This is a genomic window from Rhodanobacteraceae bacterium, from assembly GCA_024234055.1.
GTDB lineage: Bacteria > Pseudomonadota > Gammaproteobacteria > Xanthomonadales > SZUA-5 > JADKFD01.
Genome location: JACKOW010000004.1, coordinates 100,643 through 124,979 on the forward strand (window position 1 = coordinate 100,643; position 24,337 = coordinate 124,979).

General features: G+C 61.9%; 14 protein-coding genes. 12 read left to right on the top strand and 2 right to left on the bottom strand.

The genetic code is table 11. From position 1 onward, the window contains the following. The first annotated feature begins 2 nt into the window (after window positions 1-2). The 12 genes from nuoF (at window position 3) to H7A19_09790 (ending at window position 20,070) form a co-directional block, all read left to right on the top strand. The gene (gene nuoF / locus H7A19_09735) at window positions 3-1,328 is read left to right on the top strand and encodes an NADH-quinone oxidoreductase subunit NuoF (protein MCP5475101.1); all 1,326 of its coding nucleotides are present in this window, start codon (window positions 3-5) and stop codon (window positions 1,326-1,328) included. Then, on the top strand, window positions 1,325-3,721 hold the full coding sequence (locus H7A19_09740) for an NADH-quinone oxidoreductase subunit G (GenBank protein ID MCP5475102.1): 2,397 nt from the start codon (window positions 1,325-1,327) through the stop codon (window positions 3,719-3,721). The genes nuoF and H7A19_09740 overlap by 4 nt, the downstream gene beginning before the upstream one ends. Next, window positions 3,714-4,733 (top strand): NADH-quinone oxidoreductase subunit NuoH, encoded by a 1,020-nt coding sequence (gene nuoH / locus H7A19_09745; GenBank protein ID MCP5475103.1) that lies wholly within the window; start codon window positions 3,714-3,716, stop codon window positions 4,731-4,733. The genes H7A19_09740 and nuoH overlap by 8 nt, the downstream gene beginning before the upstream one ends. A gap of 14 nt (window positions 4,734-4,747) precedes the next feature. Beyond that, window positions 4,748-5,236: an NADH-quinone oxidoreductase subunit NuoI gene (gene nuoI, locus H7A19_09750; protein MCP5475104.1), complete on the top strand. Its 489-nt coding sequence runs from the start codon at window positions 4,748-4,750 to the stop codon at window positions 5,234-5,236. 10 nt (window positions 5,237-5,246) lie between these two features. Beyond that, window positions 5,247-5,861 (top strand): NADH-quinone oxidoreductase subunit J, encoded by a 615-nt coding sequence (locus H7A19_09755; protein ID MCP5475105.1) that lies wholly within the window; start codon window positions 5,247-5,249, stop codon window positions 5,859-5,861. Further along, window positions 5,858-6,163, top strand: coding sequence for an NADH-quinone oxidoreductase subunit NuoK (gene nuoK, locus H7A19_09760; GenBank protein MCP5475106.1), 306 nt, complete (start codon window positions 5,858-5,860; stop codon window positions 6,161-6,163). The genes H7A19_09755 and nuoK overlap by 4 nt, the downstream gene beginning before the upstream one ends. Window position 6,164: 1 nt before the next feature. Further along, window positions 6,165-8,180, top strand: a complete 2,016-nt coding sequence (gene nuoL, locus H7A19_09765) for an NADH-quinone oxidoreductase subunit L (protein MCP5475107.1) — start codon at window positions 6,165-6,167, stop codon at window positions 8,178-8,180. Between the two features lie 16 nt (window positions 8,181-8,196). After that, window positions 8,197-9,726 (top strand): NADH-quinone oxidoreductase subunit M, encoded by a 1,530-nt coding sequence (locus H7A19_09770; GenBank protein MCP5475108.1) that lies wholly within the window; start codon window positions 8,197-8,199, stop codon window positions 9,724-9,726. Window positions 9,727-9,739: 13 nt separating this feature from the next. Next, window positions 9,740-11,179 (top strand): NADH-quinone oxidoreductase subunit NuoN, encoded by a 1,440-nt coding sequence (nuoN, locus tag H7A19_09775; protein MCP5475109.1) that lies wholly within the window; start codon window positions 9,740-9,742, stop codon window positions 11,177-11,179. 407 nt (window positions 11,180-11,586) lie between these two features. Continuing rightward, the gene (locus H7A19_09780; GenBank protein MCP5475110.1) at window positions 11,587-12,009 is read left to right on the top strand and encodes a DUF4399 domain-containing protein; all 423 of its coding nucleotides are present in this window, start codon (window positions 11,587-11,589) and stop codon (window positions 12,007-12,009) included. Between the two features lie 162 nt (window positions 12,010-12,171). Then, entirely contained in the window at window positions 12,172-16,122 is a 3,951-nt protein-coding gene (locus tag H7A19_09785) for a response regulator (GenBank protein MCP5475111.1), read from the top strand. A gap of 198 nt (window positions 16,123-16,320) precedes the next feature. Further along, window positions 16,321-20,070 carry a CSLREA domain-containing protein gene (locus H7A19_09790; protein ID MCP5475112.1) on the top strand — a complete coding sequence of 1,250 codons (3,750 nt, stop codon included), beginning with the start codon at window positions 16,321-16,323 and terminating at the stop codon, window positions 20,068-20,070. Window positions 20,071-20,403: 333 nt separating this feature from the next. On the opposite strand, the gene H7A19_09795 is transcribed toward H7A19_09790, so the two are convergent. Both H7A19_09795 and H7A19_09800 read right to left on the bottom strand, forming a co-directional pair. Then, the gene (locus H7A19_09795; GenBank protein ID MCP5475113.1) at window positions 20,404-21,453 is read right to left on the bottom strand and encodes a transcription elongation factor GreAB; all 1,050 of its coding nucleotides are present in this window, start codon (window positions 21,451-21,453) and stop codon (window positions 20,404-20,406) included. Between the two features lie 1,061 nt (window positions 21,454-22,514). Continuing rightward, window positions 22,515-24,314, bottom strand: coding sequence for a CSLREA domain-containing protein (locus H7A19_09800; GenBank protein MCP5475114.1), 1,800 nt, complete (start codon window positions 24,312-24,314; stop codon window positions 22,515-22,517). Window positions 24,315-24,337: the final 23 nt, after the last annotated feature.

Sequence of the window (24,337 nt, forward strand, 5' to 3'; positions counted from 1 at the left end):
CGATGGAGCCGATGAATCCACTAGGCCTCGTGCCGCAGGCCCACAACGTCTGTTTCACGACGCTGCATTTCGATCAGCCCTGGAGCTACGACGCCTATCTGAAATCCGGTGGCTATCAAGCGCTGCGCAAGATCCTGACCGAAGGCTGGACCCGCGAACAGGTCATCGACACGGTCAAGGCTTCGGCCCTGCGCGGCCGCGGCGGCGCCGGCTTCCCGACCGGTCTGAAATGGAGCTTCATGCCGCGCAATGCGCCCGGCACCAAATACATCCTGTGCAACTCGGACGAATCCGAACCCGGCACCTGCCATGACCGCGACATCCTGCGCTACAACCCGCATGCGGTGATCGAAGGCATGATCATCGGGGGCTGGGCCATGGGTGCCACGGCTGGCTACAACTACATGCGCGGCGAGTTCCAGAACGAGCCCTTCGAGCGCTTCGACGCCGCCGTTCGCGAAGCCTACGAACATGGCTGGCTGGGCAAGAACATCCTGGGCAGCGGCTTCGATTACGATCTGTACGCCTCGCTGGGCGCTGGTGCCTACATCTGTGGAGAAGAAACGGCGCTGATGGAATCGCTGGAAGGCAAGAAGGGTCAGCCTCGATTCAAGCCGCCCTTCCCCGCCAACTTCGGTCTGTATGGCAAGCCGACCACGATCAACAACACCGAGACCTTTGCCTCGGTGCCGGCGATCATCCGCAACGGCGCCGACTGGTTCCTGGGCATCGGCAAGCCGAACAATGGCGGCCCCAAGATCTTTTCGGTATCAGGCCATGTACAGAAGCCCGGCAACTATGAAGTGCCGCTGGGTACGCCCTTCCGCGACTTGCTGGAAATGGCCGGCGGATTGCGACCGGGCCGCACGCTGAAGGGCGTGATTCCCGGCGGCTCGTCTATGCCGGTGCTGCCCGCCTCGGTGATGATGGACATCACCATGGACTTCGACAGCCTGCAGAAAGCGGGCTCCGGCCTCGGATCGGGCGCGGTGATCGTCATGGACGACAGCACCTGCATGGTGAAGGCGCTCACGCGGATTGCGCGCTTCTACTATCACGAGTCCTGCGGCCAGTGCACGCCTTGTCGCGAAGGCACCGGCTGGATGTACCGTGTACTCAAGCGCATCAGCGAAGGACACGGCACCATCGAGGATCTGCACTTGCTCAAGAGTGCTGCCGGCCAGATCGAGGGCCACACCATCTGTGCCTTCGGCGAAGCCGCCGCCTGGCCGGTGCAGGGCATGCTCAAACAGTTCTGGCCTGAATTCGAGTATTACGTGACGCACAAGCGATCGATCGTTGACGACGGCATGAGGAATGCGGCATGAGCGCGGTGCCTACCGGGCAACAGGCCCCTGATCTCGTCAACATCGAAATTGACGGCAAGCCGATGCAGGCACCCAAGGGGGCCATGATCATCCAGGCCGCCGACAAGGCCGGCATCCAGATTCCCCGCTTCTGCTACCACGAGAAGCTGGCGATCGCGGCCAATTGCCGCATGTGCCTGGTCGATGTCGAGAAAGCCCCCAAACCGATGCCGGCCTGCGCCACACCGGTCATGGAGGGCATGAAGGTCTATACCCGCAGCAAGCGGGCGCTGGACTCGCAGCGCAACGTCATGGAATTCCTGCTGGTCAACCATCCGCTGGACTGTCCGATCTGCGATCAAGGAGGCGAATGCGAGCTGCAGGACGTGGCCATGGGCTACGGCCGCTCGGTGTCGAGATTCAGTGAGCGCAAGCGTGTGGTCCCGGACGAAAATCTCGGCCCGCTGGTGGCCACTGACATGACCCGTTGCATCCATTGCACACGCTGCGTGCGCTTCATGGATGACATCGCCGGCACCACCGAACTCGGCGGCATGTTCCGCGGCGAACACACCGAGATCGGCACTTACATCGGCCGTTCGCTGCGCTCGGAGCTGTCCGGCAACATCATCGATCTGTGTCCGGTGGGCGCGCTGACCAACAAGGTCTTCCGCTTCCGCGCCCGACCGTGGGAGCTGATCGCGCGCGAGGGCATCGGTTATCACGATGCCCTGGGATCGAATCTCTACCTGCATCTGCGTCGTGGCGAAGTCATGCGCGCGGTGCCGCGCGACAATGACGCCATCAACGAGAACTGGCTGTCGGATCGTGACCGCTACAGCCACCAGGGCCTGCAGCACGCCGACCGCTTGAGCACCCCACGGGTCAAGCGCGACGGTGTCTGGGTGGATGTGTCCTGGGAGGAAGGCATCAAGGCCGCCGCCGAAGGCCTGGCCGGCGCGATCTCGCGCAACGGCGCCGAGCAGTTGGCAGCACTGGTCAGCCCCGGCTACAGCGCCGAAGAATTGTACCTGGCGCAGGCTCTGGTCCGCGGTCTGGGTTCGGCCAATATCGACCATCGCCTGCAGCAACTGGACTTCAGCGACGATGCCGCCAGACCGGCAGCGCCCGGATTCGGTGCACCGATGTCAGGCTACAGTCAGCTTGGAGCGCTGCTGCTGGTCGGTGCCCATCCGCGCCACGAAGCGCCCCTGCTCGGTCACCGCATCCGCCACGCCTGGCAGCGCGGTGCGCAGATTCACGCCATCAACCCACTCGCTTTTGATCACCATTTCGGCATCGACCAACATCTGGTTGGAGATCCGGCACAGCAAGTCGCCGATCTCGCCGCCGTGGCACAGGCTCTGGCCGAACTGCGCGGCCTCGCCACCGGCGAAGAACTTCGCGACTGGGCCTCGCGTTCCAGCCACAAGGACGCCGCGACTGCCATTGCCCGCAGCCTCAGCGACAGGACTGACAGCCGCGTGCTGCTGGGTGATCAGGCCGTGCGTCATCCAGCTGCCTCGTTGTTGCGCCGCTTTGCCCGATACATCGCCGAGCACAGCTCCAGCAGCTACGACGAAATGCCCTCAGGTGCCAACGCCATGGCCGCCTGGCGGGTGGGTTGCGTGCCTCATCGTGGTCCGGGCGGAAGCGCCTCGGCCATCGGCCGCTCGGCTCTGGACGTGGTGCGTGCGCCACGCCGGATCTATCTGGTCTACGGTGCCGAACCGGCTGAAGACTTCGCACAACCGGCATCCACGGTGGACGCGCTGAAGTCGGCCGAGTTCGTTCTGGCCTTCAGTCCGTTCAACAGCGCTGCGCTGGAAGCGAGCGCAAACGTGCTGCTGCCCATCGCCCTGCCACCGGAAACCGAGGGCAGCTATGTCAACGTCGATGGCAGCATTCAAAGCATCTCGGCTGCGGCCAAGGCGCCAGGCCAGGCACGCGCCGGCTGGCGAGTGCTGCGCGCGCTCGGCGAGGCCATGAAAGTCTCCGGATTCGACGCCATCGACTTTGCCGCCGTGCAAGCCCAGGTGCGACCGCTGCTGAATGAGGCTCCGTTCGAGGCCGGCATCGCCCAGCTGTCGCCGTCCCCGGTGGCCATGGGCGAAGGCCTGATTGTGCAGCGCTACACACCGATCTACCGGGTTGATGGCGTGGTTCGTCGCGCCGCAGCCTTGCAGGCCACGGTGCTGGCGGGCGACGACAGTCTGGCACTGCACCCGGAGGATGCACTGGCGCTGGGCGTGGGCCAGTCCAGCCAGGTCGCGATTGGCGGTCAGCGCTACGCCTGTCACGCCAGTGCCGAGGTGCCGCGAGGCGTCTGTCGTGTGCCGTCTGGCTACGCCTCCACCGCCGCGCTGCCCGCCACCGGGCAGCGCATTCAGATCGAGCAGGTGAGTCATGGATGATCTGCTGCTGGTACTTTGGGTTCTGTTCAAGATCCTGCTGATCAGCGTTCCGCTGATCATCGCGGTTGCCTTCTATACGCTGGCCGAACGCAAGGTCATTGGTTTCATGCAGGTGCGTCTCGGTCCGACCGAGATCGGACCCTTCGCGCTGCTGCAACCCTTTGCCGACACCACCAAGATGCTGTTCAAGGAACTGGTGGTCCCCAGCAATGCCGATCGCACGCTCTACATCCTGGCGCCACTGCTGACACTGGCACCCGCCTTTGCCGCCTGGGCCGTGGTTTCCTTTGACGAAGGCGTGGCACTGTCGCAGATTGACGCCGGTCTGCTGTATCTGCTGGCAATGACCTCGCTCGGCGTTTACGGCGTGATCCTGGCCGGCTGGGCTTCCAATTCCAAGTACGCCTTCCTCGGTGCCATGCGTTCGGCGGCCCAGATCGTGTCCTATGAGATCGCGATGGGCTTTGCCCTGGTCGGCGTGATCGTGGCCTCGGGCAGCCTCAACATCGAGAAGATCGTGCTCGCCCAGCAGGGCAACGCCGGACTGTTCGAATGGTTCTGGCTGCCATTGCTGCCGCTGTTCATCATCTACGTCATTTCCGGTGTCGCCGAAACCAATCGCGCGCCCTTCGACGTCGCCGAGGGTGAGTCGGAAATCGTGGCCGGATTCCACGTCGAATACTCGGGCGCGGCCTTTGCCGTGTTCTTCCTGGCCGAATACGCCAACATGATCCTGATCAGCTTCCTGGCGGCGATCATGTTCCTGGGCGGCTGGTTGTCGCCGTTCCAGGGTTGGGTCGGTGGTCCGCTGGGTGCTCCGAGCTTCGTCTGGCTGTTCGGCAAAGCCTTCTTCTTCATGTTCTGCTATCTGTGGTTCCGCGCCACCTTCCCGCGCTATCGCTATGACCAGATCATGCGTCTGGGCTGGAAGGTGTTCATTCCGATCACCATCGTCTGGATCGTGGTGATCGCCATCCTGATCGTGACCAAGATGGTCGAACGCGGCGTCTGACCGGAGTAAGCACGATGGGCGCAATTACGCACTATTTCAAAAGTCTGATGCTGAAGGAGCTGCTGGTCGGTCTGTCACTGACCGGTCGCTACTTCTTCCGCTCCAAGTACACGCTGCGGTACCCGGAAGAGAAGTTCCCGAAATCCAATCGTTTTCGTGGGCTGCATGCTTTGCGCCGTTATCCCAACGGTGAAGAGCGCTGCATTGCCTGCAAGCTGTGTGAGGCGGTGTGCCCGGCACTGGCGATCACCATTGATTCCGAGCAGCGCGCCGACGGCAGCCGCCGCACCACGCGTTACGACATCGATCTGTTCAAGTGCATCTTTTGCGGATTCTGTGAGGAGTCCTGCCCGGTCGACTCGATCGTCGAGACCCATATCCTCGAATACCACTTTGAAACCCGCGGCGAGAACGTCGTGACCAAGCAGCAGCTGCTCGCCATCGGTGATCGCTTCGAGAAAGAGATTGCCGAGGCGCGGGCGCTGGATGCTCCCTATCGCTGAAGACGCCCTCATGAGCATCGAGCTGATCCTGTTTTTTGCGCTCTCCACCCTGCTGGTGCTGGCTGCCGGCGCGGTGATCACCGTGCGCAACCCGGTGCACGCGGTGATGTGCCTGGTGTTGACCTTCTTTACCAGCGCCATGCTGTGGATACTGCTGCGCGCGGAATTCCTGGGCATCACCCTGATACTGGTCTATGTCGGCGCCGTGATGGTGCTGTTCCTGTTCGTGGTGATGATGCTGGACATCAACATCACCCCGCTGCGCGAAGGCTTCACCCGCTATCTGCCGGTGGGCCTGCTGGTGGCCGCCATCATGGCCGCGCAGATGATCGCAGTACTGGGCACGCGCCACTTCGGCCTCGACCAGTTCGCGGCGCCGGCGGCCATCGTCGAAGGCAGCAATACCGAGGCCCTGGGACGCTTGCTGTACACCGACTACGTCTATCCATTTGAGATCGCTGCGATCATTTTGCTGGTGGCCATCGTTGCCGCGATCGCGCTGACGCATCGCCGTCGCGAAGGTCTGAAAACGCAGGATCCGGGCCAGCAAGGTATGGTCACCAAGGCCGACCGTCTGCGCATCGTCAAGATGGCCAGTGAGTCCAGGGAGGGACACGGCGGATGATTCCATTATCTTACTGGCTGATCCTGGCGGCGATCCTGTTCTGCATCAGCGTCGCCGGCATCTTCATCAACCGCAAGAACATCATCGTGCTGCTGATGGCCATCGAGTTGATGCTGCTCAGCGTCAACATGAACTTCATTGCTTTCTCGCGCTATCTGGACGACATGGCAGGACAGGTCTTCGTGTTCTTCATCCTGACCGTGGCTGCAGCCGAGGCTGCCATCGGCCTGGCGATTCTGGTGGTGGTGTTCCGTAACCGGCGCACGATCAACGTCGGCGAACTTGATCAGATGCGGGGCTGAGATGATTACCAAGACCCTGCTCCTCACCATCGCCCTGGCGCCGCTGCTCGGCGCCATCCTGGCCGGCCTGTTCGGTCGTCAGATCGGCCGCGCCGGCGCGCACTGGATCACCATCCTCGGCGTCACCGTCAGCGCGGTGCTCAGCCTGTACGTGCTCAAGCTGATTGCGCTGGATGCGCACCTGCCGGTGAATCTTTCGATCTACACCTGGTTCGAGGTCGGATCGATCAAGGCCGAGGTCGGCTTTCTGGTTGACGCGCTCACCGCGACCATGATGGTGGTGGTGACCTCGGTATCGCTGATGGTGCACATCTACACCATCGGCTACATGCACGATGATCCGGGCTACCAGCGCTTCTTCTCCTACATCTCGCTGTTCACCTTCGCGATGTTGATGCTGGTGATGAGCAACAACTTCATGCAGCTGTTCTTCGGCTGGGAAGCGGTTGGCTTGGTGTCTTACCTCTTGATCGGCTTCTGGTACAAGCGGCCGACCGCCATCTTCGCCAACCTCAAGGCCTTTCTGGTCAACCGGGTGGGCGATTTCGGCTTTCTGCTCGGTATCGGTCTGGTGCTGGCCTACCTCGGCAGTCTGGACTACGCCACGGTCTTCCAGAAGGCTCCGGAACTGGTAGGACAGAGCTTCAATCCCTATGGCGCGGTGGAATGGGCGGTTCCGACGCTGATCTGCCTGCTGCTCTTTGTGGGCGCGATGGGCAAGAGCGCGCAAGTTCCGCTGCATGTGTGGCTGCCCGATTCCATGGAAGGCCCGACCCCGATTTCAGCACTGATCCACGCCGCGACCATGGTCACGGCCGGCATCTTCATGGTGGCGCGCATGTCGCCGCTGTTCGAGCTGTCCGAAACCGCGCTGTCGACGATTCTGGTCATCGGCTCGATCACCGCGCTGTTCATGGGTTTCATCGGCATTGTCCAGAACGACATCAAGCGCGTGGTCGCCTACTCGACCCTGTCGCAGCTGGGCTACATGACCGTCGCCCTCGGTGCTTCCGCCTATTCGGCCGCGATCTTCCACCTGGTCACCCACGCCTTCTTCAAGGCGCTGCTGTTCCTGGGCGCGGGTTCAGTGATCATCGCCCTGCACCACGAACAGGATCTGCGGCGCATGGGCGGATTGCGCAAGTACATGCCGCTGACCTTCATCACGGCCTGGGCCGGCACGCTGGCGCTGATGGGCTTTCCGGGCACCAGCGGCTTCTTCTCCAAAGACGCCATCCTGATGGCGGTGGAGCACGCCCATCGTCCCGGCGCAACCTTTGCGTACTACAGCTTGCTGATCGGCGTCGCCGTCACCGCCTTCTACTCCTTCCGCATGCTCTACCTGGCTTTCCATGGTCAGGAGCGCTTCGGCGCCAGCCATGACGATCACGGCCATGATGACCATGCCCATGATGATCATCACGGACACGGCGACCACAATCCGCGTGATCCGGGTTGGGTGATCACCATTCCCTTGTTGCTGCTGGCTATTCCATCCATAGCACTGGGCTGGAAAATCGCGGGACCGATGCTGTTCGGCCATTTCTTTGATGGCTCGATCTTTGTCGCCGAGGGCCGCGAGCCCTTGGCCGTGATGGCGGAACACTTCGAGCACGGACCGTTCATGTTCGCGGTGCATGGCTTTATCACGTGGCCGGTCTTTCTGGCTCTTCTGGGCGCCGGCTTCGCCACTTATATCTACCTCTTCAACCCGAGCCTCGCCGACAAGGCGCAACGTGCGCTGGCTCCGATCCATCGCTTGCTGGAGCGCAAATACGGTTTCGACGAGTTGTATCAGGCGCTGTTTGCGCGCGGTAGCGTGCTGCTGGGACGCTTCTTCTGGCGCGTCGGCGATCAGGCCATCATTGATGGCGTGGTTGTGGACGGTTCTGCCGGGATGATCTCCAGGATCGCCTACTCGGTACGCAAGCTGCAGTCCGGCTTTCTGTATCACTACGCCTTCATGATGATCCTCGGTCTGATCGTCATCGTCGGCGCTTTCGCCCTGCTTCAATAACAAGAACGAGCGACCCATGTTCGCCGATTGGCCACTACTCTCCCTGTTCATCTGGCTACCGATCGCCGGTGCTGTCGCGGTGCTGGTCACCGGCGACCGCAACGCCGGCGCCGCAAAGTGGCTGGCCTTGCTGGTGTCGCTGGCAACGCTGGCGCTGTGCATACCGCTGTGGTCGAATTTCGACGCGTCAACCAGCGCCATGCAGTTTGTCGAGCGCAGCTCGTGGATTCCGGCCTTCGCCGTGGAATATCACCTGGGCATCGACGGCTTCAGCTTGCCGCTGATCGTGCTGACCTCCATCGTCACCGTGCTGGTGCTGATCGCTGGCTGGGAAGTCATCGATTACAAGCCCAGCCAGTACGTGGCCGCCTTCCTGGCACTGGCGGGACTGATGAACGGCGTGTTTGCCGCCCAGGATGCGCTGCTGTTCTATGTCTTCTTCGAGGGCATGCTGATTCCGATGTTCATCATCATCGGCATCTGGGGCGGCCCACGACGGGTCTACGCCTCACTGAAGTTCTTCCTGTACACCTTCCTCGGATCGGTGTTCATGCTGCTGGGCCTGATCTACCTCTACCTGAAGGGCCAGAGCTTCCAGTTGGCCGATCTGCAGGCCATGTCGCTGACCATGACCGAGCAGACCTGGGTGTTCTTCGCATTCCTGCTGGCCTTTGCCGTCAAGATTCCGATGTGGCCGGTGCACACCTGGTTGCCGGACGCCCATGTCGAGGCGCCGACCGGTGGCTCCATGGTGCTGGCGGCGGTCATGCTGAAGGTCGGCGGCTACGGCTTCCTGCGCTTCTCGCTGCCAATCGCACCCGACGCCAGCGCCGAATACGCCTGGCTGATCATTGCGCTGTCGCTGGTGGCGGTGGTCTACATCGGTTTTGTCGCGCTGGCCCAGCAGGACATGAAGAAGCTGATCGCCTATTCCTCGATCAGCCACATGGGCTTTGTCACCATCGGCCTGTTCATCGCCATTGCCCTGGTGCTGGACAAGAACGCTGCCGATACCGCTGCGCTGGGCATGCAGGGCGCCATGGTGCAGATGATTTCTCACGGTTTCGTGTCAGCCGCCATGTTCGGCGCCGTCGGTGTGCTCTATGACCGCGTGCATTCGCGCCAGATCGCCGACTACGGCGGCGTGGTCAACACCATGCCGTGGTTCTCGGCCTTCGTCGTGCTGTTTGCGATGGCCAATTGCGGGCTGCCCGGCACCAGCGGCTTCGTCGGCGAATTCATGGTCATCCTGGCCACCGTCAAGATGAGTCTGGGCGTTGCGGCACTGGCCGGCCTGACCCTGATCCTGGGCGCGGCCTACACCCTGTGGCTGGTCAAGCGGGTGATCTTTGGTGATGTCGCCAATACCCACGTGGCCGAGCTGAAGGATCTGAATTCACGCGAGTGGGTGGTCATGGGCACCCTCGCCTTCTTTGTACTGCTGATCGGCTTGTGGCCGGATCCGTTAATCAAGGTCATGCAGAGCAGTGTCGAGGCACTGATCCAGCATGTCACCGCCAGCAAACTGATCGGCATTCCGGGTTGAGGAACTAGACACCATGATTCACTCCTGGAACGATCTGCTGCCGATGCTGCCCGAGATATTCCTGCTCGGCTTCACCTCGCTGATCCTGATTGCCGGTCTGTACATCGACGAGAAGCGTCGCGGTCTGGTGCATTTTCTGGCCACGCTGGCACTGGTGTTCACCGCCATCCTGACCCTGCGCGACTTCAACATGGGCGAACGCGTCCTGGTGGCCGGCGGCATGTTCATCCGCGATGGCATGGGCGATGTGCTGAAGCTCTTTGTCTATCTCAGCACTGCCATAGTCTTCGTCTACGCCAAGTTCTTCCTGCGCACCAACAAGTTGTTTGTCTCCGAGTTCTACACGCTGGCGCTGTTCGCGGTGCTCGGCATGTGCATCCTGATATCCGGCGGCAACCTGCTGACGATCTATCTCGGCCTCGAACTGATGGCGCTGTCTTCCTATGCCATGGTGGCGCTGGACCGTGACTCGCCAACCGCAGCGGAATCGGCCATGAAGTACTTCGTGCTGGGCGCGCTGGCATCGGGCCTGTTGCTGTATGGCATGTCCATGATCTACGGCCTGACTGGCAGCCTCGATCTCACCGAGATCGCCACTCGATTGGCTTCGGGAGATCATCCGCGCGTGGTGCTGTCCTTCGCCGTGGTCTTCATCGTCGTCGGCGTCGGTTTCAAACTGGGTGCCGTGCCCTTCCACATGTGGATACCCGATGTCTATCAGGGCGCACCGACCGGCGTCACCCTGTTCCTGGCGGCTGCGCCGAAGCTGGCGGGCGTGGGCATGGCCTTCCGCCTGCTCACCGAGGGACTGGCACCGCTGGCGCACGACTGGTCGCAGATGCTTGGTTTCCTGGCGCTGATGTCGCTGGTGGTCGGCAATCTGGCGGCCATCGCGCAGACCAACCTGAAGCGCATGCTGGCCTATTCGACCATATCGCATGTGGGTTTCGTGCTGCTCGGCATCATGAGCGGCACCGACGACGGCATGGCAGCAGCGATGTTCTATGCCATCACCTATGCGCTGATGACCACCGGCGCCTTCGGCATGATCATCGCTCTGTCCCACGCCGGCTTTGAAGCGGAGCGTATCGAGGACTTCAAGGGCCTGAACCAGCGCAATCCCTGGTTTGCCTTCCTGATGCTGCTGATCATGGCATCGCTGGCGGGCTTTCCGCCGCTGGTCGGATTCTTCTCCAAACTCTATGTGCTGCAGGCCGCCATCAACGCCGGATGGCTGTGGCTGGCCGTGATCGCCGTGGTGATGGCCGTCATTGGCGCCTTCTACTATCTGCGCGTCATCAAGGTCATGTACTTCGACGAGCCCGAGCACGAGCACGCCATCACCGCACCCGGCGATGTACGCCTGATCCTGGCGGCGAACGGCTTGCTGCAGCTGGGCCTGACCTTCTTCGTCGGATCCCTGACGGCGATCTGCTACGCCGCCTGGCAGTAGGAGCGACCTCGCGTCGCGACCGCCCCCGCAGCTGGTAGGAGCGACCTCGCGTCGCGACCTCGGACACCGCGCGACGACGCCCGCAGACATTCTCTGGAAACCGCGGGCAGAAGCTTGAACGCGGAGAACGCAGAGGGCCACGGAGAACGCAGAGAAATCCGTTTCCAAATCGGCTGATCTCTGCGTTCTCTGCGCCACTCGGTGTCCTTTGCGTTCCGATTCGGGCTACAGCTCACGGCGATAACCGGTCTTCGCCGCAGCGGCACGGCACACACCTCGCGACGCAAGGTCGCGCCTACAGTCGCAGCCACGGAGAGATCCCACACCACCCTGCCCGCGCATGCGCAGCGCCTGCACGCGAACTGGCGCATCATTGGGTATTCGAACCTTTGCTGGAGACCGATCCCATGCGCGCGCCGATCTGCTTCGCCCTGCTTCTGGCCCCTGCCCTGGCTTTTGCCGGACCGCTCCCGCTGACGCCCGCCCCGGCCGGCGCCAAGGTCTATTTCATCACGCCAGCCGACGGAGAGACCGTCCAGAATCCGGTCACCGTGCGCTTCGGCCTGTCCGGCATGGGCGTGGCACCGGCCGGTACGGTCAAGGAAAACACCGGCCATCATCATTTGCTGATCGACGTCAACGAGTTGCCGCCGATGGATTTTCCGTTGCCCAATGACGACAAGCATCGACACTTCGGCGGCGGTCAGACCGAGATCACGCTGGAACTGCCAGCCGGCAAGCACACCCTGCAACTGGTGCTCGGGGACGCCAATCACATTCCCCACGATCCGCCGATCATGAGCGAGAAGATCACGATCGAGGTTCAGTGATCCGAAGGGTCCGAAAGGGGGCAACTCGGATCAGATTCTTTTTGGTCCGCCGACCGCACGCTGCAGACCAGATGCTGCACGATTTGGCATAGTTCCAGGACCGCAGACGGGCAATCATGGCCCGATCGGATCTTCCCCACCCCGGGGACAGCGAGGTCGCCCATGCCTGCGTTCGTTCGGTTGATTCCAGCCCTGCTTCTGGGCTGGCTTCTGGTGGCCTCTCCAGTCTGGAGTGGCGAACGCGGCAGTCCCTTGGTAGAGGTCTACGACGCCCAGCAAATGCTGGGCGCGAACATCAGTACTGATCTTCTGCAGTTGCCCGACGGACGAGTTTGCGTCGCCAACATGCGCGGTCTGTTTCGCTTCGATGGAGCGCGCTGGGAGCTGACCGGGCATCCGAAGGCACTGGGTGGCATGCAGTTCCTGTCGCTGGGTCCCGGAGATCGGGTCTATTCCAGCTTCGACGGAGACATCGGCTATTGGCAGGATGACGACACCGGCGTGGTTGGCTGGCATAGCGTGCTGGCACAGGTACCAGGCGAGCTCACGACCATCCGTGATGTGCGGAGCGTCAATTACGATTGGGATCGGCATGGCCTCTGGGTGGCTCTGCAGGCGCAGGTGCTGTTTGTGCCAGATGACGGCGCGGCGGCGAAAATCCTCGATTCCGACGAACAGATCGTGTTCTCGACACTGGTCGGACAGGAGTTCTTGCTGCAGCGCCTGCCCAGCCGCGCCTTGAGTCGGGTGACCGTCGGAACAACCCTGGGCTTGGAGCCGGTAGCCGGCGGGGAGTCCATCGAGCAGCAGTTATGGGCCGCTGTCCCCGGGGATGGCGATTGGAAGATCGCAACCACCACAGGCCATCTGTACAGCTATGGCGAGCAACGGCTGACCCTTTGGAACGAAACGGCCGTTCCACTGCTGCTTCAAAGCGATCTGCGCTCTCTGTTGCATCTGCGCGATGGGCGCTTTCTGATCGGCACCACCACCAAGGGACTGATCGTACTGGACGGCACAGGCCATCTGCTCGACCGATACGACGACAGCGATGGCGTACCTACCCATCTTCGCATCCTCGGCATGCTGCAGGACCGAGAAGGCGATGTCTGGTTCACCGGTGATCGCAACATCTCCCGTATCGCCCTGTCTCGCGGAGTCACTGTCTACGACGAGGGTCGCGGTTTGGCGTCAGCACTTGACGCCAAGCGCTGGCACGGCAGTTTGTACGTGGGCTCCCCCGTGGGACTGTTTCAGCTAAAGGCTGAAGCCGGCCCTGGCGGTGGACAATTCGTCCAGGTACTGCCCGATCTGCATGACGTACGCGCCTTGGCTGTGGTGGACAGCGGCACGCTGCTGGCTGCTTCCACCCAGGTCCATGCGATCAGCCTCGACATCAACGGAGAACCCGTTTCGCACATCGTGGCGGCAACCTCTCCCGCCACCGTGTTGCAAGCCTCCAGTTTCGTGCCAGGCCGGGTGTGGGTAGGACATGCGGGCGGCGTCCTGCGGCTCGACAAGCAGGCGGATGGCCAGTTCGAGGCCACGCCGGTCGCTGATCTCGATATCGCCATTTTCCGCCTGGCGGAACAGGATCGCCGCAGTGTGTGGGTCGCCGATCGGCTCGATGGCGTGACCCTGGTCAGCACCGATGGGAGTTGGAAACCCAGACACTACGGCGTGGACCAGGGATTGCCACCTGGCCAGGTCAGAATCTTCGCAGGCGCCCATCAGGTCTGGTTTACGACCACAATGGGACTGCGCACCTATGACCCGGCGAGTGACCGCTTCGTGGTACCTGCTGGACTGCCGGCCAGCCTTTACCAGGATCGTCTCTTCAGCGTGCACGAAGATGCCGAAGGCGCACTTTGGGTGCGTGGCGGCGCGATCATGAATGATGTCTTCTGGAAAACCGACGACGGCTGGCGGCCAGACGGCGCTCTGCTCAATGCAGTAGACGTGCATCCCACCATTGTCGACTTCATGCGTGAGGGCGACATCGCCTGGGCCATCCGAGCGACCGGGTTGTTGCGTATGGATCTGTCCAACCGAACGCCCCTGCCGCCGCCACCGACACCGCTGTTGAACCAGGTTTTTGATCAGCGTGCAAAATCCTTCATTGCACTGAACAGCCTCGCCGCACTCGGTCCTGAGTTGCGCGATCTACGATTAGATTTTTCCCTGCCGGCCATGCATCGCTCTGAGGCGATCGAATATCGATCGCGGCTGATCGGCTATGACGACAACTGGTCGGACTGGGCAGGCAGAGAAGCTAGTCGCAGGGTCTATACCAATTTGCCGGACGGTGATTTCGCCTTTGAAGTCGAAGCCAAGGACAGCTTCTGGCGAGTCGCCAGCATGCCTGCTCGCACCATTCGAGTATTGCCGTCGTGGTGGCGCAGCAACGCGGCCCACGCGACCTACGTGCTGCTGGCACTATCGGCCTTGTGGTCTGCCTCCAGGCTCGGCGCACGCCGTCGGCAGCGCCAGATGCTGGTGCGTCAGCGCGAGTTGGAAGCGGTGGTGGAAAGCCGCACGCTGGAGTTGAAGCTTTCCAACGTGCAACTTGCCGAGCAGGCCGAACGTCTGGCCGAGGTGGATCGCCTGAAGACACGCTTCTTCACCAATGTCGGCCACGAATTCCGCACACCCCTCACGCTGGTGCTGGGGCCACTGGATGACCTGATGCGCGATACGCGCTTGCGCCTCAGTGATCGCGCCCGCGAGTTGCTGGAACTGGCCGATCGCAATGCCCGACGAGTACTTGATCTGATCGTGGAGTTGCTCGACGTCAATCGACTTGAGCAGGGTCAGCTGCCAATGAATCGCGAGAACATCGATCTGATCAGCTTCATTCAGCGCCAGCGGCTCGATTGGCAGCCGCTGGCCGACCGATTCGGCCACCAACTTGAATTGAACCTGCCGGATCTTGCGACGCTGGATCTGGCTTGTGATCCGCTGCAACTGGAACGTGCGCTGGGCAACCTGGTGAGCAATGCCACCAAGTACACACCCCGCGGCGGCGCGATTTCGGTGTCGCTGGCGGTGGATCCAGAGCAAATTTCCATCAGCGTTTGCGACAATGGCCAAGGCATTGCTGCGCATGCGCTGCCGCATGTCTTCGATCGATTCTTCCAGGCCGAGTCCGAACATGTGCCTCAAGGTACCGGCATCGGTCTGGCACTGGTGCGTGAGATTGTCGAGGGCCATGGAGGCAGTGTCGCTGTCGACAGCAGGCCCGGACTCGGCAGTCGTTTCACTCTGCGCTTGCCGCGAGTCACCATCGAACAGCGTGCTGCCGAACCTGTGCCCGTCCCGACCGGACCCGTTGAAGCGGGCAGCACGCCGTTCGCGGAAACGCCCGTGGCACTGGTCATCGACGATCACGTCGACATGCGCCTGCGAGTCAGGCGTCTGCTGGAAGCACGTTTCCGCGTGGTCGAAGCCGAGGACGGGCCCTCCGGGCTGGCTGCAGCACGCCATGAACTGCCCGACATCATCGTCTGCGACGTGATGATGCCGGGTTTCGATGGCGTTGAACTGGCCAAGCGCGTGCGGGCCGATGCCGATATTGCTGCCGTGCCGCTACTGCTGCTGACCGCAAAATCAGGTGCCGAGCACGCTGTTACTGGCCTGCGCGCGGGTGCCGACGACTATCTGTCCAAACCCTTCGATGCGAGCGAACTGCTGGCACGCATCGACGCCCTGCTATCGATTCGGCGCCGCCTGCAACGATTGCCGGCAAGCCCCCCCATGGCGGACGTCTCTGCTGGAAACAGTGACGAGCAACGCTATAGGCAGCGCCTCGACACCGCCATTGCGGCGCACCTGGGTGACAGCAGTTTCGGTGTCGAAGAACTGGCTCATGCCATGCACAGCGATCGCAGCACGCTGTTTCGCCACATCAAGGAGTACTACGGCCAGAGTGCCCGTGATTATCTGCGTGAGGCCAGGCTCAAATATGCCCATCAGATGTTGGCCAGTCAGGCCGGCAATGTCACGGAGGTCGCTTACGCCAGCGGTTTTGAAAGCTTGTCCAGTTTCTCGCGCGCTTTTCGCCAGCGTTTTCAGGTTTCGCCATCGGCAATCACTGCGCAACAGAAAGCGAGTTGATCGGCCTGGATTCCATTGCAGCTTGCGTGGGTCGCCAGGCACCGTGAGTGACCTACGTCCTGACGATGCCCGCGCAGCGCGCACAACCGGCCCAACCGCTCAATTGCACGCTGCAGCCTAGCGTCTGCACCACCGCGCCAAACCCGAAATGTGGCGCTGTTGCAGGCTCTCTGGCACCTAGACAGCGAGAACAGCGCCATGCTCAGAGCCGCCATTCTGACCCTTCTGATGCTCCTTTGTGCAGCCACTCAAGCCGCGGTTTTTGTCGTCAACACCCAAATCGACAGCGATGACGGAAACTGCACCGCCGGACATTGCAGCTTGCGGGAAGCCATCAACGCGGCCAATGCGGGCCTCCGCCCGCTAGGCGACACCATCAATTTCAATATCGCACCGCTGTCGGGGCCTCAGATTCCCATCGACGTCCTCCTGGGTCCGCTGCCGACCATCACCGGTCGCGTGACCATCAATGGTTACAGTGAGCCCGGCACGTCCGTCAACACCGCCACAGATCTCAGCAACGCGGTGCTGCGACTCAGGCTCAACGGCGGCAACTTCGGCGCCAACACGCCGGCACTGGCGGTTTGCGCCAACAACGTCACCATCAAGGGACTCGCCATTGCATCGACCTTTGGCGGCGGCATCGTCGTCGGCCGCGACCATACCGGTGCCGCGTGCCCGTCGGCGGTCACCGGCGCGCGGATCGTCGGCAATTTTCTCGGACTTCAGGCCAACGGCACCAGCGGCGGCAGCAACAATCAGTTCGCGGTCAAGTTCGTCGCCGCTGAGGGCACCGTTGGCGACGTAGCGCTGGCCGACCGCAACATCATCGCCGGCAGCGGCAGCCTGGTCATCATCGAACAAGGTGCAACGACCGTCGTCAACAATGTCATCGGTGCCGACAAGATCGGCCGCGACGCATCATCTGCCGCACAAGGCATCCTGCTGGGCGCTGGCGCCGCCAATTCGATCATCGGCACTGCCGATGCACCCAATCTGATCGTGTTCAACGTCCGCGGCATTGCCACGACCGCTGCCGGAGTGACGCCGGCCACCGGCAACGGTAATCGCTTCAATTTCAACCACTTCAGCAGCAACGACCAGCTCGGCATCGATCTCAACGCCGATGGGGTGACCAACAACGATCTCAACGACGCCGACAACGGCCCCAACAATCTGCAGAACTTCCCGGTCATCAGCAGTGTTTCCCGCATTGCCGGTGGCGTGCACGTCAATGGCAGTCTCGACGTGCCACCGAGTGCGCCTGCCATCTACCAGATCGGCGTCTATGCCAGCGTCGAGTGCGACGCCTTCACCAACCACGGCGAAGGCGAGGTGCTGCTCGGCGTCCAGGCGGTGTCCCTTTCCGGCAGCAGCGAGACCTTCAGCTTTGATCAGTTGAGCCCGGCAACCATTCCCTTCGGCGGCCAGATCACGCTCACGGCGACAGCCCCAAACGGCAGCACTTCGGAGTTCTCCACCTGTGCTGCACTGGATCCCGCGCCATTGGTGGTCAATTCACTGAATGACGTCGCTGATGGTCAATGCAATGCCGCGCATTGCAGCTTGCGCGACGCCATCATCGCTGCCAACAGCGACGCCGACACGGACCTCATCAGCTTCAACATCAGCACACCGGCCAGTGGCGAACTGTTGATCCAACTGCTCACGCCATTGCCGCAGATCACACAACCAGTGCTGATCGATGGTGGACTGCAACCTGGCAGCTTTCCCGGCCTTTCAATCCTGCGCATTCGTGTCGATGGCCTGAATCTGCCAGCCAACGCCGCTCTGATCGATGTATGTGCCAACGGCACGACCGTGCGCGGACTGTCGCTGACCAGCAACCGCACCAACATCGACGGCCTGCGCGTTTGCGCTGCCGCCGTCTCCAATGTGCGGATCGCGGGCAATTTCGTTGGTCTGCGTCCGGATGGCAGCATCGCCGGGAACAACGCGGGTATCAGCGTTTCCGGCACTGCCACCATCGGCGGCGAACTGGATGGCGACGCCAACGTCATCGGCGCCAATATCACCGGTATCCGCCTGCAGGGCAGCAACTCGCAGGTCGTCGGCAATGTCATCGGCACCAATGCCAACGGCAGTGCTGCGCGAGGCAACACGACCGGGATCTTCCTGCAGAGCGGCACGGCAAATAGTGTCATCGGCAATGCCACTGCGCCCAACAGCATCCGCAATTCGTTGATCGCCGGCATTGCCACGACTTCAGGCGCGAGCAGCGGCAATCGCTGGATCCACAATCGCATCTTTGACAATGCCGGTCTGGGTATGGATCTGGGCAACGATGGACTGACCCTCAACGATGTCGACGATGCCGACGTGGGGGCCAATGGCTTGCAGAATTTCCCGGTACTGAGCAGTGCCGAGCGTCTGGCAGGCAGCGTGCGCCTGTATGGCACGCTGGACGTGCCGGTTGGCACCACCAATCAGCCCTACACCATTGGCGTCTACGCCAGCGCCAGCTGTGATCCCTCAGGTCATGGCGAAGCGGAGCGGCTGATCGGCGCCAACGTGATCAATCTGACCCAGACCAGCGCCGAGAACTTCGGCTTTGATCTGGTCACCACCGATCCGCTGGATCCAGGCACTCAAATCACCACCACAGCCACGGCTCCTGATGGTAGTTCGTCGGAATTTTCCGCCTGCATGCCGGTCACCGATCCTCCTGTGGGCCTGGTGGTGACCTCGGTATTCGACACCGACGGCAGCAGTTGCGGCGCCACGTGCACCTTGCGCCAGGCGATCAATGCCGCCAATGCCAATCCCGGACCAGATGAAATCACGTTCGCGATCCAGGGCGCCGGACTCCACACGATCACACTGACCTCGTCATTGCCCACCGTGACCGAGGCCTTGATCGTCGATGGCTATAGTCAGCCGGGCTCGCAAGCCAACAACAGCCTGATCGGCAGCGACGCCCAGCTCATGATCAAGCTGCGCAGCGATTTCACCTTGTTTCCGTCCATCAACGCATTTTCAGTGTGCAGCAGCGACGTCAGCATCAAAGGACTGATCTTTGACGAGCTGGCCACCGCGGTACAAACCGCGACCTCGGCCGGCACCGTCTGCAATGGCGCCATCGGCAATATCGAGGTCGCCGGCAATTTCATGGGCGTCGATGAGAGTGGCCTGAATTCCGGGGGAATGGCGGCTGGCGTCCGGATCAATGACGCCGCTGCCAGGATCGGGAGCGCCACCCCAGGCGGACGCAATGTCTTCGGCGGCATGCTGCTGGCCGACATCAGCGTGAGTGGCGCGGGCTCGGCCGGCACCGAAATCATCAACAATCTCATCGGTGTCGGCGCCGACGGGCTCACCGATCTCGGCAACATCGGCCACGGCATCCTGATCAACGGCGCCTCGCAGATCACGATCGGGGGCGCTGGCCTGGCCGCCAACGTGATCCGCTTCAACAGTACCGGTGTCCTGGTCACCGGAGCCTCGGCGGGAAATCGCATCAGCGGCAATCAGATTGCCGACAACCACGCGTTGGGCATTGATCTCAGCCTGACGACAACGCCTGACGGGGTCAGCAACAACGATCCCAACGACACCGATTCCGGGCCCAACGACTTGCAGAATTTCCCGGTTTTGACCGCTGGCAGTGCCAGTACCCAGAGCATCACGCTGAATGGCACCCTGGATGTTCCTGCCACGGCCAGCAATGCCAGTTACGTTCTGGATTTCTACGAAAACACGGCCTGTGACGCCAACGGGCACGGCGAAGGCGCCGTGCCGCTGGCCAGTCGCACCATCAGCCTCAGCGGAAACGCCGAAAGCTTCTCCGTCACATTGAACGTGGCGCCCAATCCTCAACCAACTGTGATCAGCGCGACCGCGACCGACGCTGCTGGCAACACCTCGGAGTTCTCGGCGTGCACACCAGCGCCACGCCCGGACGCACTGTTCAATGACGGATTCGAGTGACCTGAGCTGCGCCAACGGAAACGCAGACCACTGACCCCTGCACCCTCGCCCGCCAGAGCATTGCCCGTGGCGGACACCCCGCCGCCAGCGCCAACGGGACACTACCCGGCACGCTGGGCCAAGCCGACCTCAAGCCCGCACCTGCGGCCAGCGGGGCCAGGCCGACTTCAGCCTGCACGGCGGTCTACATCAAGGGTGCCTGGCACAGCTAGCACGTGGATCGAGAGGCCGGAGCGCTTGCAGGATCACGAACGTCGACGCCAAAACGGGCAGAGCGATTTCCAGGTGAACCCGTTGCTAGTCGAGTAGCTAAACCTTTACAGGCTTTCGCCCTCACAGATCCGGACGGGCGGATTTCCCGCATCCGGCTCTTCCAAGCAGGTAACCCGGCGAGACCGGGAGCCAATCATCCGGGTGGGTGATGCGGGGAGTCGGCAGCGCGAAGTGAGTGTCGACCAGCGCCACCACGACGGGGAGACGAGACGTCTGACTGCGCTTCATCAGCACACTGATCCAGATCGCTCGCACCGCGGCTCGGAAACGCTTGAGCGCATCCATGTTGCCGCGCACGCCGTAGTACGCGTAGTGGCCTTTCAATTTGGCACTCAGTTCAGCCCACTGTGTGCGCAAGGGATCGTGCAGGTGCGCGCGGCACCACTCACGGGCGAGCGTCAGGCTGCGCCGGAAGCGCTGCGCCATCGTTTGACGTCGCACCAGATAGCGGCCCTGGCGATCCTGGCCGGCGATGTGCGTGAACCCGAGAAAGTCGAAACTCCCGGATTTGCCCCCGCCCGGCGGTGTGCGGCCGAAACCCAGCAAGCGGGTCTTGGCCACATTCATCTCCAGCCCGTAGCGCGCCAGACTCGTCTCCAGTACCGCTCGCAGCGCTACCGCATCCTCCTCATGCTCGAACATCAGGACTGCGTCATCGGCATAGCGCACCATGTACACCTCGCCGCGCGCCTGTCCGACGCCATTCCACCACCACCTCGTCCATCGCCTCATGCAGCACGATGTTCGCCAGTAGCGGGAAATCAGCGCCCCTTGCGGCGTGCCGCACGTTTGCCGTGTCCGCTTGCCATCCTGCTCCACCACCCCGACCGTCAGCCATTTGTCGATCAGTCGCAACAGACTGCGATCGGTCACCCTGCGCCTGATTGCCTGTCGCAATGCCTCGTGCTCGATGCGATCAGAACACTGCTTCAGATCCAGGTCAATACCCAGTTCACGCGTCCTTTCTGCAGCACCGTCTGCACCGCCTGCAAGGCCATATGCGCACTGCGCTGCGGCCTGAAGCCATAGCTCAGCCCTCGGAAGTCGGCTTCGAAAATGCTGTTCAGCACCTCGGTCACCGCGCCTTGTACGACCTTGTCCTCCACGCACCAGATCGATAACGGCCGGTCGCTGCCATCCGCTTTCTTGATCGTCGCGCGCTTCGCCGGCTGCGCTCGGTACTGACCCGTGCGCAGTCGCTCATCGTGCTGCAGCCGTGCCGCCAATCCTTTTCCATAGCTGGCCTTGCTCTCGCCATCGATGCCCTTTGCCGCGTCCGCCCGCAAACCGCGGTAAGCACGCAACAACGAGCCCTCATCGAGCAAGTGGGCCAGCGACGTGAACTGTTCCTCCGGATGGGCTCGCGCCCTCTCCTGCACCCGCCGAAGTCTTGGGCAGATGGGTTCCCCACCTCAGCGTGCGGCCCATCGTTCCCTCCCGCAGGATCCCTGCTCGGTGCCGCCCTTCGCTCCACCCACTCGCCAAACTGCGACTTCGCAGGCTTCATCACTACTACGACGACATCCGACTTCCCCATGCCATTGACCGCCCTGCACTCGGTTCTTGCCTTGTGCCGGGTGCCCACTTCCCTGTGGTGACACCGGGATCTCCTCTGTTCCACACCAATCCTGTACACCTCGATACGAGCCCATGCCCCCGGAAGGTCGATCTGGGTCAGGCATTTCGCCAGATCGTGTGGCCTGCGGAACTCGGGCGTAGCCCTCGGCACCTTCGACGATGAAATTTTCGGGGTTCAACCTCATACCTCTGTGTATTCCTGTCTACGCTTCGTACCCGCCGTTACCGGTCGCGCACGCAAGACTCGGTTACCACTGCCATGCCATTGGCTTCGTGGGTCGGCTTCATGCCAACTCGGATCGCGTGCAGCTTGCAGAGCGCACGCCCGCATTCCTCACACCTGCGCGAGCAGATGCCCCCAATTTCCCAGTGGTTCAAGGCGATTCCGAGGCACGCACCAGTCACAGACCGTTTGGCTGCATCTGCCCGCTTTGCGGACCTCGCTGGTTCTTTGCGACTATCGCTGCGTTGCTCCTCCTCGCAATGGAACCACCATTCCTCGTCGTCGCGCCTTGCGCTAGTCGCAAAGCCCTGCGCGATCTTCCGCAACAGGTGTGAGAAATGCGGGCTAGGGGTTCACCTGGTCGGCGCACCTATTCGAAGCCGTTGCGGAAGATCGAATCCGGCAAGGCCACGGTTTGCACTTCCACGGCACCGATATCGCAGACAGCGGTGCTGTCAGGGTCCGGACCGTCGACGATGCGCGGCAATCCACGTTGGTCTACGCTGAGAATCTGGCTCAGATTGTCAACGCAGCCGGCGGGGTTGCCGGCATCAATCAATGGACTGCTGGACAAGGGCAATCGGGTGGGCATCTGCGTAGCTGTGGCGACCGTGCCTACAATGGCACCGCCGTTGGACGTCAGAACGTCCAGCTGTGCATTCACATTGAGCAGATCGGTGCCCGATCCGGCCCCCGACAACGTGCAGCCTGTGCTGTTCTGGAGCAGATTCCGGCCCAGCGTCTGAACGCTGCCGGCGCAATCATCGTTGCCGCCTATCCCGGTCTGCATATTGCCGGCGATGACCGTGTGGGACAACTTGGCGGTACCACCGACCACGGAGATTCCACCGCCGCTGGCACTCGCTGTGTTGGAAACGACAGTGACATTGTCAAACCTTACCGAGTCGCCCGACACGATATCGACGCCACCGCCATGTCCCGGGTTCGACAGAGTGCCGTGCGCCTCGTTGGCTGCCAGGGTGGTATTCACCAGTTCCAGCGTGGAGTTGGAAATCCCTCCCCCAGGGCCGCCATCGGCAATATTGCTGCTGATCGTTACGCGTTCGATACGACCCAGACAATCCTCCAGACCGCCGCCGCTGCCCTTGCTCAAATTGCCGGTTATCAGGGTGTCGCGCACCGTAAGATTGCAACTGGAAATACCGCCACCGCGCGGGCTATCGACGAACACGTCGGGGTTTTCGACGGCCTGATTGCCCTGGATCAGTGAGCGCTCGATGATCAAGTCGTCAGTCCCGGCGCAACGGATACCGCCGCCTCTGGCGTTTGTTCCCGCGGCAATGTTGTTACGAATCGTACTCTGCAACAGTGTCAGATTGCCGGCTGTGAAGATCCCACCGCCATCACCGGTTGAGCCGCGCACGTCGACGATATTGCCATCCACAAGCGTGTTGTCCAACGTGAGGCTGGCACCCACATCGTTGTAGATACCCGCACCGTTGCCACTGGCACCATTGCCGGCCGTCAGGTTATCCAGCACCAGACTGTCATTCAGGCGCAGAATGGCATTGTCATCGTTGAATATGCCGCCGCCGCCCTGCGTGGCCGCATTGGTCTGGTTGGCATCGACCCGCGTGTTGTTCAAAGTCATGGTGGCGCGATTGAGAATGCCACCGGCATTGCCGTCGGCTTCGTTGCCGACCACACGTGCATTGTTCAAGGTCACTGTGGTGCCCGGCTCGCTGCGCAAACCTGCTCCAGCGCGGCCATTGGGCAGATTGCCATCGCGCAGAGTCACGCCGTTGATGGTCGCCGCACCGCTGATCACATGCAGGATGCGGCCACGGTAGTTGCCAGTTGTGTTGCCAATGGATACGACGGCTGATGATGTGCCGGTGATGGTGATGTTGCTGCGGATATCGATGTCGATGACGGCATTGTCGTCTTCATCGATGTCGGTGTTGCTGGCGAAATTACCGCGGCTCAGCGTGTAGAAGCCCTGCCCCAGAGTGATCGTATCGCTGCCAAAACCGCCGGTGTGGGTGCAACCGCCAAAATCCGCATTGGTATTGGCCGATTGCACGGCCTCGCGCAGGCTGCAGGCGCTGCCGCTACCGAATTCATCGGCAAAGGTATTGACGTTGATGGTTGCGGCAATCGCCGGATTGGCCCACAGCAGCATAAGGATCAGCACAGTTCGAATCGACATGGTCTTCCTCCCTTGGGTGGAGT

Bases quoted from the DNA above. Each gene is read 5' to 3' on its own strand.
- nuoF (MCP5475101.1), top strand. From the start codon at position 3: ATGGAGCCGATGAATCCACTAGGCCTCGTGCCGCAGGCCCACAACGTC.
- H7A19_09740 (MCP5475102.1), top strand. From the start codon at position 1,325: ATGAGCGCGGTGCCTACCGGGCAACAGGCCCCTGATCTCGTCAACATC.
- nuoH (MCP5475103.1), top strand. From the start codon at position 3,714: ATGGATGATCTGCTGCTGGTACTTTGGGTTCTGTTCAAGATCCTGCTG.
- nuoI (MCP5475104.1), top strand. From the start codon at position 4,748: ATGGGCGCAATTACGCACTATTTCAAAAGTCTGATGCTGAAGGAGCTG.
- H7A19_09755 (MCP5475105.1), top strand. From the start codon at position 5,247: ATGAGCATCGAGCTGATCCTGTTTTTTGCGCTCTCCACCCTGCTGGTG.
- nuoK (MCP5475106.1), top strand. From the start codon at position 5,858: ATGATTCCATTATCTTACTGGCTGATCCTGGCGGCGATCCTGTTCTGC.
- nuoL (MCP5475107.1), top strand. From the start codon at position 6,165: ATGATTACCAAGACCCTGCTCCTCACCATCGCCCTGGCGCCGCTGCTC.
- H7A19_09770 (MCP5475108.1), top strand. From the start codon at position 8,197: ATGTTCGCCGATTGGCCACTACTCTCCCTGTTCATCTGGCTACCGATC.
- nuoN (MCP5475109.1), top strand. From the start codon at position 9,740: ATGATTCACTCCTGGAACGATCTGCTGCCGATGCTGCCCGAGATATTC.
- H7A19_09780 (MCP5475110.1), top strand. From the start codon at position 11,587: ATGCGCGCGCCGATCTGCTTCGCCCTGCTTCTGGCCCCTGCCCTGGCT.
- H7A19_09785 (MCP5475111.1), top strand. From the start codon at position 12,172: ATGCCTGCGTTCGTTCGGTTGATTCCAGCCCTGCTTCTGGGCTGGCTT.
- H7A19_09790 (MCP5475112.1), top strand. From the start codon at position 16,321: ATGCTCAGAGCCGCCATTCTGACCCTTCTGATGCTCCTTTGTGCAGCC.
- H7A19_09800 (MCP5475114.1), bottom strand. From the start codon at position 24,314: ATGTCGATTCGAACTGTGCTGATCCTTATGCTGCTGTGGGCCAATCCG.